8 protein-coding genes are annotated in these 14,418 nt (G+C 66.2%); 6 read left to right on the top strand and 2 right to left on the bottom strand.

Annotated elements, in window-relative coordinates:
* Positions 1-2: 2 nt before the first annotated feature.
* Together FHR70_RS17145 and FHR70_RS17140 are read right to left on the bottom strand one after the other, a co-directional pair.
* Positions 3-4,304: an Eco57I restriction-modification methylase domain-containing protein gene (locus FHR70_RS17145; protein ID WP_183452359.1), complete on the bottom strand. Its 4,302-nt coding sequence runs from the start codon at positions 4,302-4,304 to the stop codon at positions 3-5.
* A 507-nt stretch (positions 4,305-4,811) separates the two neighbouring features.
* Positions 4,812-7,745: a DEAD/DEAH box helicase gene (locus FHR70_RS17140; RefSeq protein WP_183452357.1), complete on the bottom strand. Its 2,934-nt coding sequence runs from the start codon at positions 7,743-7,745 to the stop codon at positions 4,812-4,814.
* 280 nt (positions 7,746-8,025) lie between these two features.
* On the opposite strand from FHR70_RS17140, the gene FHR70_RS17135 reads away from it, so the two are divergent.
* The 6 genes from FHR70_RS17135 (at position 8,026) to FHR70_RS17110 (ending at position 14,360) form a co-directional block, all read left to right on the top strand.
* Positions 8,026-9,021 carry a DUF4268 domain-containing protein gene (locus FHR70_RS17135; protein WP_183452355.1) on the top strand — a complete coding sequence of 332 codons (996 nt, stop codon included), beginning with the start codon at positions 8,026-8,028 and terminating at the stop codon, positions 9,019-9,021.
* Between the two features lie 40 nt (positions 9,022-9,061).
* Positions 9,062-9,973, top strand: coding sequence for a hypothetical protein (locus tag FHR70_RS17130; protein ID WP_183452353.1), 912 nt, complete (start codon positions 9,062-9,064; stop codon positions 9,971-9,973).
* Between the two features lie 259 nt (positions 9,974-10,232).
* On the top strand, positions 10,233-10,883 hold the full coding sequence (locus FHR70_RS17125; RefSeq protein WP_183452351.1) for a hypothetical protein: 651 nt from the start codon (positions 10,233-10,235) through the stop codon (positions 10,881-10,883).
* 292 nt (positions 10,884-11,175) lie between these two features.
* Complete coding sequence (locus FHR70_RS17120; protein WP_183452349.1) at positions 11,176-13,179, top strand: AAA family ATPase; 2,004 nt, start codon at positions 11,176-11,178, stop codon at positions 13,177-13,179.
* Positions 13,160-13,390: a hypothetical protein gene (locus FHR70_RS17115; RefSeq protein ID WP_183452347.1), complete on the top strand. Its 231-nt coding sequence runs from the start codon at positions 13,160-13,162 to the stop codon at positions 13,388-13,390. The genes FHR70_RS17120 and FHR70_RS17115 overlap by 20 nt, the downstream gene beginning before the upstream one ends.
* A 565-nt stretch (positions 13,391-13,955) precedes the next feature.
* Positions 13,956-14,360: a hypothetical protein gene (locus FHR70_RS17110; RefSeq protein WP_183452345.1), complete on the top strand. Its 405-nt coding sequence runs from the start codon at positions 13,956-13,958 to the stop codon at positions 14,358-14,360.
* Positions 14,361-14,418 lie beyond the last annotated feature (58 nt).

Below are 14,418 nucleotides of genomic sequence, written 5' to 3'. Positions count from 1 at the left end.
CTTCAGGCGGCTTTCTTCTGGTTCTGGGCTTCGAAGAAGGCCCATGCGGTTCGGTAATCAGCCTCGCGGTCGCACGTGACGAACGGCGCCTCGTAGACACGATGAACAGTTTTCGGCCCGTCAGGCAGGAACTCGACTGGCAGGTGGCACTCCAGACGCTCGCCCTCCCCTAGGTTAGCGTAAGTCTCCACCCACTCCTTGGCACTCGGCTTACGACCATCCAGCTTCCGCCAACCTATACCCGACAAGCCCTTCGAGCAGGTCCAAACGATGCGGCCGTTGCGGTCGTACCATGTGCCTCGCTCATTCTCGTCCAGCACGTGAAACTGCGTGCGATACATCTCTATGAGCTGATCGAGGGTAAGCCCGAGCGCTTGGGCCACAAGGACATCAATCTCGACCAGCGCTTGGCGCCGCGCGAAGTCAGACCTCAGGCCTGCATCACGACTCCACTTCGTCAGACTTGGGTCGGAATGCGCAGTTTCGACCGCTAGGCGCGGGTCCCGCGAGGACCATGGAAGGACGTCCAAGGTCGCGGCGCATCGATCCCATATTTCCGAATAGGATGAGGTCAAACAGGAAAGTCGCAGTGCGCGATGTTTGGCTGTGTCCGCAACAGAAGCCCAAGGGAAAAACTTAAGACTGGATTCCCGGAAGTCGGACATGCCTGTGGCTTTTACGAGGAAGTCGAACGGAAGCGATATCCATAGTGGATAGGCAGACACGAGATTGTTCTCGTCATCAAATGCGATGCTCTCCACTGTGTTCACATGGGATACGCCAGGTGGAATTAGCGTAGATATTAATGTCCGTTCCGTTGGAGGGCTCATCATCCTCCTAAACGCAATTCTATAGACATCTGTATGCAATCTCTTTGTATCCCAACTCAAGCTGGGAATTCCTTGTCGGAATCTCTCTCGACTGCATATCCGTCCATATCTTGCGCGAGGGATGTACTCACTCGGGATCTCCTGCAGATCGACTTCGACCTCCTTTGATCCAGCTGAGCTAACACACTTGTAGAAGGGATTGGCCACATAGATCAGCGGACCCGTAAGTATAAGTTCAAGGTCAGACTCAGGAAAGTGAGGCCTCACCTCCAAAGTCTTGTCTCGCTTGGTCGAAGCTCCTTCGTCCCACAGCCCCTTTGACTGGAAAGATCTCGCAGCTACAGCGAAAGAGCTACGTTCAAATCCAAACGACTTGAATATTTGAAGAGTTTCCGTCGAAAATGGGAACAGGAAGCGGGTACAGTCGGCTGGCGTTCCTTCTTCCTCAATGACTGAGGCGAATATCTGAAGAACCTCATCGTCGATTCGTACGATACGCTTCCGATGGCCGCGAGTGTCCCACCCGCCCTCAGGCCGCTTGAGGCCAGGTACGGAGCCGACACCATCGTGACTGTAGCTCTCATCAATCATTGTAGGGAGCAGAAGTGAGGCGGCGTGGTCGAACCCAATTTCCTGCTCTTGCCCGCCGTAAACATTAAGGCTGAAGGTTTTACGGTCGCTAACCTCGGCGAACATCCTCCGGGTGATGGCATTCCGGAAGTGATAATGCCGCCTAATGCGACGATACCAAGCACGACGCAGCGGTCCGCCTTCCGGATCTGAGAGATGATTGTCCTGGTGGATGAGGGCTCCAAAGCCGCCCTTCGCGGTGATCCGGAAGGTCAGATCGATAAAACACTTGTACAGATTTGCTTGCCCTCCACCGGCGAAGGGATAGCAGTTTGGCGATGACAGAAACGCCTGCAATCCTCCGATTTCAACGTAGTCATCAAGATAGGACGACTTGAGGCGAGAGTTCTGCTCGAACAGACGCGGTTTAGCCTTCTCGACCTCGGCGGCAGAAACCTCTCGAATACCGAAGGTCGGCTCGTGCTCGCTTAGGATATGTGCATCAATCCAAGCAGGCTTTAGCCATGGCGGGTTGCCAATGACAAGATCAAAGCCCCCTCGCTCACGCATCACATCTGCGAACTCAAGATCGAAATGCATGAACCGGCGACGGTGTGCGACGTCCATCGCGGTCGGCAGCCAGGGCGATGCCTTGATTAGCTGATCGACGTTCACATCTTCGAACAGATCGTTCTTTCGCAGTTCAACAACGCGCTCCTCCGTCCTAAACAGGGCCCCTGAACCTTTAGCGCCAGGCAGCGTGACGGTCTCGAACAAGCGCCCCTGAGATGCACCAGTCGCGAACGCGCCAGTGACGACCTTCTGGTTGTCGACACCTTGGGAGAGGAGGAGGTCAAGGTCTTGGAAGAACTTTGTCCTCGACGGGAGCTTGTCGGCTTGGTCGATGGGCCAGAACCAGAGAGCACACCATGCATCCATCGCGCTGCGGAGCCGACGCCACGACACGGCATTCTTAACGCCCTGGCCTTGGAAGCTCTCCAGACGGCGAATTTTCTCCTGGAAGTCGACGTGCCGCTCGTTTGGCTGCGGTTCCGCCGGCCAGATCGAGATCTCGTCATTAACCTCCTTGCGTACTTCCTGAAGGCGATCTGCGACATCCTCGAACAGGGTATCGACCACGCTGGACAGTCGCTTCACGGTTGCGATCTCATCCTTATCAAGTGGACGCATGAAGTCGCGCCGCCACTCAGCGAACGTAGCCCAGGCCTGGGGCGCAAGCGGACGAACCACCTTCTGGTCGTACGTGCTCATGGCGGGATCTGGCAGAAGGAAGTGCCAGACCTCTTCCGCCTTGCGAGCCTCCCCAGACCATCCGATCTCGCGCGGCCCACGCTTGTGCCAGCGGTCCTCCTCCTTTCGCGCATCGAGCGAGGATACGGGGAATACGGCCCGGCGGGCGCCCACTAGCGAGTTTCCGGCGTGAACTTGGTCCTCGAACCAGGGCGCAAACCCACCCTCATGGAGGCAATCGAGCCAGAGGGACACCTGCCCGAGCTCAACGGCAACCGGATTGAGGTCGACGCCGAACACGTTCCGGTCAGCCAGGTAGGCGCGAACCTTCTGACGCTCCAAGGCATAGCGCTCGTGCGGGATCCGCTTCTTGAGCTCCACTTGCTTGAGTTCCAGGTACTTGTCGGCGAGTTGGTTGACCACCTCGACCAGGAATGCTGCCGATCCCATCGCGGGCTCGACGATACGCAGCTTCAGGATGTCATCCGCCTTCTTGCCGGCAAGGAGCTCCTTCAGCGCGTACTTCACCATGACGCGGGCCAGGGGCTCAGGCGTGTAGAATGAGGCCGAGTTCTCGCGGTTGCGTCCGGCCAAGCGATAGATGAACGTGCCCTTGGGGAAGATCTTCGCCGTCGTCCCCTCGTAGACAATCTCGCTCTCGTCGAAGTTATCAGACCGGCTCCGGGGGGCGAAGAAGGCTGCCTCCAGCGGCCCCGGTGCCGGCTTGCCCGCGGGCTTGAGCTCAATCAGATCCTCGGACGCGAAGAAGCCCGAGAAGGACAGCAACGACTCGTAGACGGCGCCAAGCTGCGAGATCCCGAGCTGGGCATACGAGATGCGGCCGCGCCCCCGTGTGCGGTCACCGCGCGACAGCGACAGGAGCTCGATGATCCGCTGCATGGTCGCGTTGCGGAACTGCAGTCCCCGCAAGTAGGTCCCGATGGCCTCCGGCGAGAATAGGCGCGCCCGGACCGGGTTGAAGGTGAACTCCTCGGTGAGGTCCCCCTTCGCCACGCCGGCTCCGGGTGTTCCCTCGAAGACCACGCTGAACAGCGTGTCGAGGGTGTCCGAGATATAATGGCCGTTGCGGTCCTCGTCCGTCTCCAGAGGAACCAACTCAAGCTCGCGCAGGCTCTCCAGGCTGTAGCCCATGCGGTATGCCTTCGCCTTCATGGGCGCGAAGCCAAGCTCCGGACGCGCTTCGATGAAGAACAGGAAGAGAAGGCGGTACATGTACCGCAGGCATTCGGTCGTGAGCTTTTCCGCGTCGAGGGCATTCCCTCCCGTGAAAACACCTTCCTTGTTGGCCCGGCGCTTGGCGACAATCAGTTCCGCCGCCTCGTTGCCGAGAAGTTCAATGGCCTCCCGAAGTGCGTACTTGAGATCCTGCGAGACGCCGAAGGCATGCCGGTGGCTTTCCTCGTCGATCCGGTCGATGAGCGAGGTTCCCGATCCCGGAGCCAGCGACGCGGCATGCAGCAGAGCCGCCGTTACGCCGACGGTTGCGTTGTCGCCGCGCCCGAAGATTTCCGGGAAGCGGAAACGCAGCAGGCGGCTGTCGGACCACTTGTTACGGTCGATCAGGACTGCCTGGGACATGCTGAGGAGCACGACGAAGCGTGGGGGCGCCTCAAGCGCGAAGATGCCCTTCACGAGGGCCGCCTCGGCATTGTCCTTGCGGCGCTTCTCGACCTCCTCCGCGGTTGCGATCCCCTCGAACTGCTCGCACCGGAACCGGATCTGCAGCGGGTCGACCTCGAAGTCGGCTCCGGCCGGCGACGGCACCTCGACCACCCAGACGGCGTCACGGCCGTCGTGGAACGAACGGCGAGCCAGAACGGGGATGAGCTTGCCCTCAGCGTCGACAACGAGCTCCGAATGCCGCTCGAAGCCCAAGGCGGTCAGCATCTCATGAGCGAACGTGCGCCCGATCAGGAGGCGCTTGCGGTCGTCCCGCTCCTCAAGGTAGGCCGCGGACAGGCGACGCCATTGGACGCCGACCTTCTCCATGAGCTTGTTCGGCGGAGTCTCCCCAGCCTTTTCGGCCTCCTTCCACCCGCGGAAGGTCTCCTCGATGTCCCCCTCGAAGATCGTCGAGAGGTAGTGCTCGGAGTAGAATTCGTTTTCGTTCGAAATACCGGCGAGTTCAATCGGCATGGTTCACCCCCGAAACACGGCTACAAGGCGGACGTAAGGATTGGGATCGTTCGGCGTCTCGCGCGTTTTCTTGATCCAGTCCCACCACGACGCGAAGATCTGCTCCACCTTCTCCTCCTGGCGCGCCTTCTTGCTGCGCTGGATGGCGTTGTCCTCCAGGCGGCCGAACAGGTCTCTGATTGCTTGACGGTGCTGGGCGCGCAGCTTTTCAAGCCGCTCGTCAATGGCCAGCAGCTCCCCATCGAGTTCGTTCTGGAAGCGCTTCCGGGCCTCATGCACGTAGGTCTGGGCGCGGTTGACCGCCTCCTCCACCAGCTTCTGCACGTCGTCGAGACGGGTTGCGCCGATGTTGGGGATCTCAGTTCGGCCAAGACCAGCCCGCGCGAGGAACTCGCGCACCGTCTCGATCCCTGCGAACTCGGATCCGGAGAACAGGACGACGGGCCACTCGTCCACCAGGGGCTGCCCCTTGAGGTTCGGAACAACGCCGTTGAAGACGAACGCCGTCTGCTTGGGCTCAAGAACACCGACCAGGCGCGCCACCGGCGCGTTCTGGCGGCCGAACACGCCCGAAATCTTGTCCGCCAGCCAGTCGACCGCCGGATGGACGTCCCACAGGTACTGGAACTCCGGCCAGCCACCGCCGGCGCCCTGGCGCGAGGCGACGATGCGGTCGTTCATCAGCGAGCGGTTGTCGGTCAGCCTGACCCGTCCGTCCTGTGGCTCGGCCTCGGGCGGCATGAAGCGCGCGTCGACCGCACGGGCCGCCCGTCCGCCGAAGTCCGAACGCTCGCGGAAGTCGTCCGGAATCGGCAGAGTGATCACCCGGTCCTTCCGGTCGACCTCGTACTCCAGGTCGTGCTTCCACGCCTTCACCCGTTCGAGCGCCGCCGTCGTGAAGTCGAAGGTCGTCTCGAACACCGACGGGCGCCCCGCCTCGCGCTCGGCCGGGACGGCAGGCGCTTCCGGCTGGGCGATCTCGAAGAACGCCTCCAGGGCGGCGTAGGCGTCGTCGCCCGCAGCGTCCGAAGCATCCGCCCGGGCGTCCATCTCGGCCTCGAACTGCTCCGCGGACAGGCCCTTCTCGATGGCCTGCGCGACGACGTCCTCCTGCTCCAGTTCGTCGTTGGTGCCAAGGAATGCGGAAGGATCGCTGATGCTGTCCTGTGCCGCTTCGTCCTTCTCGATCAGGCGGTCGAGGACGCGCAGGTCGCCCCGGATCTTCGGCTGGGCCGGCTCGGCGACGAGGTACCAGATGTGAGGCTGGTGCTCCTGCCCGTAACGGTCGATGCGGCCGTTGCGCTGCTGGAACGTGAGCAGTGCCCAGGGGATGTCGAAGTGAACGAGCTTGCGCGACAGGTAGTGGAGGTTCAGGCCCTCGGACGCCATGTCGGACGCGAGCAGGATGCGGATCGGCGAGCGCTCCAGCCCGAAGTCGCGGACCACCTCCTGCGCCTTGCGGTCGGCGTCGCCACCGGAGGCGTGCAGGGTCTTCACCTGCTCCTCGTTCAGCCCGAGATCCGCGCGCAGGCGCTCGGCGAGCCATTCCAAGGTGGCAATGCGCTCGGAGAAGACGACGATGCGGTCGTCCTTCTTCTTCGGCGACCACTTGATGTCGGCGAGCAGCTTGCGCAGGCGCTGGTACTTGGTGAAGTCCTCGGCCCCGATGGCCTGGACCGCGTCGAGCAGCTTCCCGAGGGCGGAGGCGTCGGCCTCCGCTTCAGGGCTGCCCTCCTTGATGAGCGCCTTGATCCGCTTGTCGAGCGTCTCGGCGCAGGCTGCCGGGCTGGAGAACAGCGCCTTCTCCAGGAGCGTCTTGAACAGGCGCTGCCCGCGGTTCCGGGCGGCCTTGTCCTGCTGCAGGTCGAGATTGGCCAGGATCTCGTAGGCGGCCTCCTCGGCCGGCGACGGCGCAAAGTTGATGCGGTTGGTGACGCGCTTCTGGACCTTGCTCTTCAGGGCGGCGCGGACGGAGGGCGTGGTGCGGAAGCGGCGCACGAACAGGCCCTTGATGTCCTCCGGCCCGTAGCTGTCGGGATCAGCGATGGAGGTTGGGTCCAGCATCCGCATCAGGCTTGCGAAGCTGCGGCGGGAGCCGTCATGCGGCGTGGCCGACATGAGCACCAGCGCGTCCGAGCGGGACGCCAGGCGCTCCGCCAGCTGGTTGCGCTGGCTCACCCCGCCGGCGCCCCGGCGCTCGGCGACGTTGTGGGCCTCGTCGATGATGATCAGGTCCCACCACGCCTTCTCCAGCGCGGTGCGATACTGGAGGTCGTTCTTGAGGGTGTCGACCGAGATGATCGCCTTGTCGAACTGGTCGAAGGGGTTGTGGTTGAGCGGGATCCGGGCGCGGATCTGGCGGATCTTGTCGCTGTCGATGCGCACGAGCGGCACCGAGAAGCGGGTCCAGAACTCGTGCTGGAACTGGGCCAGCATCGCCTTGGTGGCGACGACCAGGATCCGCTTGGCGCGGCGGCGCAGGATCAGCTCCGAGGTGAGCAGGCCCGCCTCCAGGGTCTTGCCCAGGCCGACGTCGTCGCCGATCAGGATGCGGGCGCGGGGCGCCTTCAAGGCAAGGCGCACGGGCTCCAGCTGAAAATCCAGGTCGTCGATGGCGGCCTTGCCGGCCACCTGGATCGCCTCGCCCGTGGGGGCGGACTTCCGCAGGGCAGCCTCAAGGTGGAGCAGGGTGTCGGTGTAGCCGGAGGAGTCGTCGGCCACGAGGGTGACGTTGGCCGGATCGACCACCTCGATCCCGCGCCCCCGCACCTTTTCAACCGTCTCGACGAAGATCGCCGCCTTGTCGCGCACGACGCCGGACAGGCCGACGGCATGGATCACATTGCCGGACAGGGGGCTGGGCTCGACGTGGCCGACCACCCATTCGGCGTCACGGACACGGATGCGGGCACCCGCCACAAGGGATCCACGGGCCATGGCGGTTTACCCGTTCGCCCGGTTGGAAGGCCGCCCCGAGATGGGCCGGGTGATCGTCTGCATGTCCATGGTTGCCCCCCGCATGTTCTTGGGTTTTGCCGAATTGTGCACGAACCCTGGATTCGAGCAATCGATCCAAGGCCTTGCTCGCCCCGCCGACTTGCGCGAATCCAGATCCGCAATGACCGTATAGGCGATTCGTTGGGGTTCTCCTGGGCGTCAAAGCTGCGAAGAATGGCCACGGTTAACGGCGACCAAACACAGGCCGGGGGGCGCGGGAATGAACATCAGTCTTGGGCGGCTGCAGAAGGTCGACCTTCGGAGCGTCTGGTCGTCGGAGTCGGCCGACTTCACGCCGTGGCTCGCCAGGCCGGAAAACCTGGAGGTGCTGGGCGAGACCATTGGCCTCGACCTGGAGCTGGAGGCCCAGGAGAAGGACGTGGGGCCGTTCCGGGCCGACATCCTCTGCAAGGACCTGCGCACCGGCAACTGGGTGCTGATCGAGAACCAGCTTGAGCGCACCGACCACACCCACCTGGGCCAGCTTCTCGTCTACGCCTCCGGGCTGAAGGCGGTCACCATCGTCTGGATCGCCCAGCGCTTCACGGAGGAGCACCGGGCGACGCTCGACTGGCTCAACGGGATCACCGACGAGGAATTCCAGTTCTTCGGCCTGGAGGTCGAGCTCTGGAAGATCGGGCAATCCGAACCTGCGCCCAAGTTCAACATCGTGTCCAAGCCGAACGACTGGAGCCGCCAGGTCTCGCAGGCGGCCCACAGGATCGAGGCCGGCGATCTGACGGAGGCGAAGCAGACTCAGTTGGAATTCTGGACCGGGTTCATGAAGCACCTGGCCGGGCGCAACGGCAAGATCCGCCCGATCAAGCCGCAGCCGCAGCATTGGGTGTCCTTCAGCATCGGCCGGTCCGGGTTCCGCCTCGACACCATGGCCCTCGTCCGGGACCAGGGCATCGCGGTCAACCTCGTCATGGGCGACGACCAGGCGAAGGCCTTCTTCCACCTGCTCTCGCGGGACAAGGCGGCCATCGAGGCCGGGCTCGGGATGGAGCTGCAGTGGAAGGAGCTCCCCGGCAAGAAGGAGAGCCACATCTACACCGGGCTCAAGCCGGCGGACTTCGCCCGGACGGACAAGTGGCCCGAGTACTACGGCTGGCTTGCGAACACCGCGGAGGCCTACGTGCGGGTCCTGGGTCCACGGATCAAGGCGCTGCGGGCCGATGAGTGGAAGCCGGAAGGTTCCGAGGCCGACATCTGACAGCGGGTTTCAGGAACGGGCACCGAACTGGGGAACGTCCATGGCTCCTCCTTACACCCGGTGGAAAGGCAAGAAGACAGCCACCCCACTGACCAACAAAGAGGTCAACCAGGCGCTCAGAACCGTGAGCACGCTCGTCATCCAAGGATTGGATGCCACGTCCCCGGAGCACGTGCGCGGGATCATCGCCCAGATCGAGGCCCTTCCCGTGGCGCCCCAATGCGGGGCGTCCCTTCGCAAGCTCCGAGCCCATGAGCGCAACCTTCAGGCCCATGCCCGCGCACAGGGGAAAACCGCCGCGGCTGTGCCGACCGGGCGCCCCGCAGTTCCAGCCGCCCCTCCCGCGCGGCAGGCGGCGGGCCAGGCAACGCTCAGGCTGATCGACGCCCTGCCGCGCATGGACCTGCCCGAGACGATCCAGCTCTGGCGCAATTGCCTCACCACGCTTGGCGATCCGGACCGGGCCTTCCGCCACGGCGACGCGAGATTCCTGTTGGACGCCATCGGGCAGGAGTGGGTTCGCCGGCGCCTGGATCCGGTCAACCCCGACGACTACTTTGCCTGGCCCTCGACCGACGCAAAGGCCGGCCGCCACAGCATCGACACCAAGGGCTGGCTGCCCGAGGGCATGCTGCAGGCCATGGGCTACAAGGTTGGCAAGACGGAGGGGCTCGCCTTTGGCCAGCGCAAGATGATCCTGGCCGAGATCTTCAAGGGCCAGCTTCCCCCTCTGTTCCCGCGCCGCTACCTCGACGAATGGGATGCCCCGGGCACGGCGACCCGCCTGCGCAAGCTCGCTGAAACCGTCGCGTCGCTCACCCGAAACGCTAAGCGCCGACGCGACGCGCGAATGGAGACGGCCATCCAGCACTGGGAGCAGGATCTCCGGTTTCTGTACGAGAAGTTCTATGTCGGAACCTTCAGATTCGCCTGGCCGGAGACGTCCTTCTGATCGCGAGCCGGTGAACGCCATGCACAGCGGCATCTCAGCGGCCAGGGCGTTTTCCACAGCCCAAGCCCAAGAGGCACGCGCCTAAGACTTCACTCCTACCTCTTTCGAGTCGTTGACACGGCCAAGCTTTTTGTTCCCTATTTGTTCGCAGATGCGGATCATCTGACAACCCATGGCGACCGGCCAGGCCCGGCGCCGCCCCGCCCCCCTGGCCGTCCCTGCGGCGGCCGGGCGCGCGGGGATTCGTAGGAGTGCGTCCATGTTGCGTCCCCAATCCACCCGGCCCGCCCCGCCGGCGCGCCAGTTCGAAAGCGCCAAGACCCGCGGCCCCATCGCCGCGCGCGACCGCCATGTCTTCGACGCCCTGCTGGTCGCGACCCTGGACCCCGCCGTGCGCGCCATCGCACCGGCGGATCCGGTCACGATCACGCTGGAGGGGCTTCCGCTGCCCCATGTCCCCGACTACCAGCTCGAAACCGACAGCGGCACCGTGGTCATCGACGTGTGCCATCCGGCCAGAATCATAGTCGGCCGCGGCCGGTTCGAAGCCGCCGCGGCCGCGTTCGCCGCCCAGGGTGTCGCCTACGAGCGCCGTGAGCCGCCGCAGGTCCATGGCACCCCCCTGCTCATGAACGCACGCTCCGTCTGGGGCTGCCGGCGGGTTCCGGTTCTGGCCGCCGACCAGGTGAGGGTGCTGGAGGTGCTCAGGCGCCTCGATCCCGCCCCCCTGGCCGAGGTGGCCAGGGCCGTGCGCGAGGGCGACGGCGTCGCCGTCATTCTGGCCCTGGCCTGCCGCGACCTCGTCGAACTCGACTTGGCGGCGGCCCCGCTTGGCCCCGAGACCCCGGTGCGGCGGCGGCGCCCCCTGCGCCGAGCAGGACGCCTTCGCCCCTCCGAAGGAGGTAATTGACAAGCCTACATCTTGTTCCCTATTTGTTCTAAGACACGCAAGGCCTCCGCCGTGACGGGGCCGCCACCGCAGCAGGGCTGCGGGACCATGGAGGCCACGGAGCGCCTCCCCACCCTTTCGTCCCGGCCGACGGGACCACCCCCCTGTCCGTGGCGCGCCTTCAGCGCCGCGCGGAGACAGACACCGGCCCCGCCGCGGGGCCCATCGCCCCCGATCCCGATCCTGTTTCACGGCGGACCCGTCCGGCGCGCGCTGAGGCGCGCCCGGCCGCTTCGCCCCACGAGGTTGCCCCATGGCCAACACAGACGACATCGATGTCACCCTCGACGATCTCCTGGTGCCGGCGGAGGACGAGGCGGCGACGGAGCCGGCGGAGCCCGCCGCCGCCCCGTTCACCCCCGCGGCCCAGACCCTGGCCCGCTTCGCCCTGGAGGCGGCGCTCGACCGGCGCACCCGGCGCCGGTTTACCGCGGCGCCGGCGCTCGCGGCGGTGATCAGCGTTCCGACGCCGGCCTGGGTCGAGCCGACGTATCTCGCCGCCCGCACGCTCGCGTCGTGGGACGGCGTCGCCATCCGCACCGGCACGGACCGCGTCCACCACCAGCCCGCCAAGGGCAACGACCACGCGATGGACCACCTCAGCCGGAGCGGGCGCTTTCTGGGCATCGCCCCGGATCCGCGCCGCCATCTCCCGTCGGCCCTGATCGGCGCCGCCGACCTGCAGATCACGATCCCGCATCCTTCGCCGGCCGTCCTGCGCCGGGTGATCCGGGCCGCGACCGGGTCCGCCCCGCGGCGGGTTCCGCCAGATCTGGGCCTCGGCCTGGACTACCCCGACATCTGCTCGGCGGTCAGGATCCGGACGACGCCGGCCTCGTGCGTGCGCCGGCTGCAGGCCGCGGCCCGCGCCCGAACCATGGTCGACGCGACCGTGGCCGAGGCGCCGGCGCTGTCCGCCCTGCACGGCTTTGGCGAGGCGATGACCTGGGCCGAAGCCCTCGTGCAGGACCTTGAGGCCTGGCGGCGCGGCGCCCTGGACTTCTCGGCCATCGACCGGGCCTGCGTCTGGGCCGGCCCGCCCGGCACCGGCAAGACGACACTGGCACGGAGCATCGCCGGGACGACGGGCATGCCCCTGGTGTCGACCTCGGTGGGAACCTGGTTCTCCCAGGGAACGGGATACCTGGACGTCACCATCCGGGAGTGGGAGAAGGCCTTGGCCGCCGCGGCGGCGCTGTCGCGGCCCGCGCTGCTTTTCATCGACGAGCTCGATGCGCTCCCCGACCGCGCCACCGTGGACGGGCGCAACCGCGATTACTGGTCGGTTTTGGTCACCACGGTTTTGCTGGACATCGAGCGCACGCTCTCGGATCCATTGTCGCGGGTGGTCATCGTCGGCGCCACCAATCACGCGCAAAGGCTCGACAGCGCGCTCGTGCGCCCAGGGCGCCTGAACCGCGTGATCGAGATTCCGATCCCCGATCCTGCGGCCCTCGCCGGGATCCTGCGGCACCATCTTGGCGAGCACGACCTTCCCGGGGCTAACCTGGGCCCGCTGGCCCGGATCGCGGCCGGGGCCACCGGGGCTGACGCCGCGCTGTGGGTCAGGTCGGCCCGGCGCCGGGCCCGGATGGCCGGACGGGCGATGGCGCTCCACGACCTCATGGCCGAGATCCTGCCGCCGGACACCCGCTCGCCCGAGGCCCTGCGCTGCTGCGCCGTGCATGAGGCCGGCCATGCCGTGGTTACGTCCCTCGTGGGCGCCGGCACCGTTGCGGAGATCAGCCTGCTCGACCGGAGCGGCGGCGGCGGGTTCATGAACGCGCTCGCCGTGGAGCCGGTCCTGACGCGCCCGGCGCTGGAGACGATGGTCATCGGCCTGCTCGCCGGCCGCGCGGCGGAGCAGGTCATCTGCGGCGCGGCCACGACGGGCGCGGGCGGCAGCGCCCGCTCCGACCTGGCGCTCGCCACCGGCTGGCTGGCGGCCCTGCACGCGAGCCTGGGCCTCGGGGACACGCTGGCCTACCGCGCCGCGCCGGAGAACGCGTCCTCCCTGCTCGCCCTCGACCCGGACCTGCGCCGCGCCGTCGAGGGCGACCTCAATCGGCTGCACGCCTGCGCCGTCGCCGTCGTGCGCGAGCACCGCCGGCTGGTCGAAACCATCGCCGAGGTGCTCGTCGCCGAACGATATATGAGCGGGAGCGACTTCCAGCGGCTGTTCACGGCCTATGCGCGCGCGACGGCTGGCCGGAGGCGCCGGGGCAAGGGAGGCCGCCGTGGACACTCATATCGCTGAGATCATCGAGAGGCTGCTCTCGGTGCGGGCGGCGCTCGGAGCCCGAGCGTTCCGGGACGCGGCGGGACGGGCGCGGGTGGCCATCGCCCGGGCCGCCCATGCCGAGGCCGAGCGGCGCGCGCGGCGCCTGCGCCGCCGGTCCATCGCGAGGGGCGCTGTCATCCGGCTTCCGCTCGCCCGTGAGCGTCGTGGCGGCGGGAGGGAACCATGACCTTTTCCGCCGCGCAGCCATGGGGAGCTCGGCAGGCGCCAGCCGAAACCAGGCCGCGGGGTGGGCCGGCGGCCCGGCGGTGCCTTCGCGGCGGCCGACCCGTCCCCGCCGGGGCACGGATTCGCCCCCGGGCCGGGAGTCCCCGACCTCGATTCGTGCCCTTGTTGCATCTCCGCCCCCCTGTCGGAGCCTCGTTCCCCGGGCCCGCCGAAAAATTGTTCGGCAACCCCAACGCGAATTTTCGCGGGCTTTGGCGCGCGAAATACAACCATTTGGTGTCTGACAGGACCGCCAATCCTTCAAAGGATCAGCCGGCCCATTTTGCCCCGGATCCCCGGTCCGGCGCGGCCCGCGCGCCCGGCCAGGCGCGAAGCCCTTCCAGGACCTCCAGGAATGGGGCTGAAGGATTTGGAGGCCTATTCAAAAGAATTCAGAGGCGCATCCGTCGGCAGGTCGGACCGACAGCCCGCCGCGCGGCCCGCGGGCCCGGCCCACCGTGGCGCCCGCCGAAGTGGCTGGAGGGATTCGACTTTTCCGCATTTTCTGCTCTCATGGAGGACGTCCGATGCACAGGACAGACTATCCCCGGGTCGCGGCGCGGCCGGACCCGGCGCTGTGGCGGGAGGATGAGCTGCTGAGCCTCGGCGAGGCTGTCGCCCTGTTCTGGCCCGACGGCCCGCTCAGCGTCTCGTCGCTGCGGACGGCGATCCGCGACGGGCGGCTGCCCGTGAGCGTCGTCGCCGGCAAGTTTTTCGTGACGCCGCTCGCGCTGCGGGCGCTGTCAAACTGCCAAGTGCTGCGCCCCGCCGCCCCTGAGGCTGCGGAGCCGACAAGGAGGGCGAGCGATGCCGTAAGGGACATGGTGGAGGGGATGAAGCGGGAGGCGGCCCTGGCGCCGCGCCTGCCCCCGAAAGGACCCGGGTCCATGCGGCGGCCCGGACGACGTCCCCGGAGCGCCGCGGGATCCTGATCGGGCCACTGCCGGCAAGCACACAGCCCGACCAGGTCCATTTCGCAACCGGCCACCC

It is taken from the genome of Microvirga lupini (assembly GCF_014191055.1).
In the GTDB taxonomy this organism is placed as follows: Bacteria; Pseudomonadota; Alphaproteobacteria; order Rhizobiales; family Beijerinckiaceae; genus Microvirga; species Microvirga lupini_A.
This window is presented reverse-complemented; position numbering and strand designations above follow the sequence as displayed.

What these genes read in the sequence shown, in the direction of transcription:
- FHR70_RS17140 (WP_183452357.1), bottom strand. Translation starts at nt 7,745, where the DNA reads ATGGCCCGTGGATCCCTTGTGGCGGGTGCCCGCATCCGTGTCCGTGAC.
- FHR70_RS17135 (WP_183452355.1), top strand. Translation starts at nt 8,026, where the DNA reads ATGAACATCAGTCTTGGGCGGCTGCAGAAGGTCGACCTTCGGAGCGTC.
- FHR70_RS17130 (WP_183452353.1), top strand. Translation starts at nt 9,062, where the DNA reads ATGGCTCCTCCTTACACCCGGTGGAAAGGCAAGAAGACAGCCACCCCA.
- FHR70_RS17125 (WP_183452351.1), top strand. Translation starts at nt 10,233, where the DNA reads ATGTTGCGTCCCCAATCCACCCGGCCCGCCCCGCCGGCGCGCCAGTTC.
- FHR70_RS17120 (WP_183452349.1), top strand. Translation starts at nt 11,176, where the DNA reads ATGGCCAACACAGACGACATCGATGTCACCCTCGACGATCTCCTGGTG.
- FHR70_RS17110 (WP_183452345.1), top strand. Translation starts at nt 13,956, where the DNA reads ATGCACAGGACAGACTATCCCCGGGTCGCGGCGCGGCCGGACCCGGCG.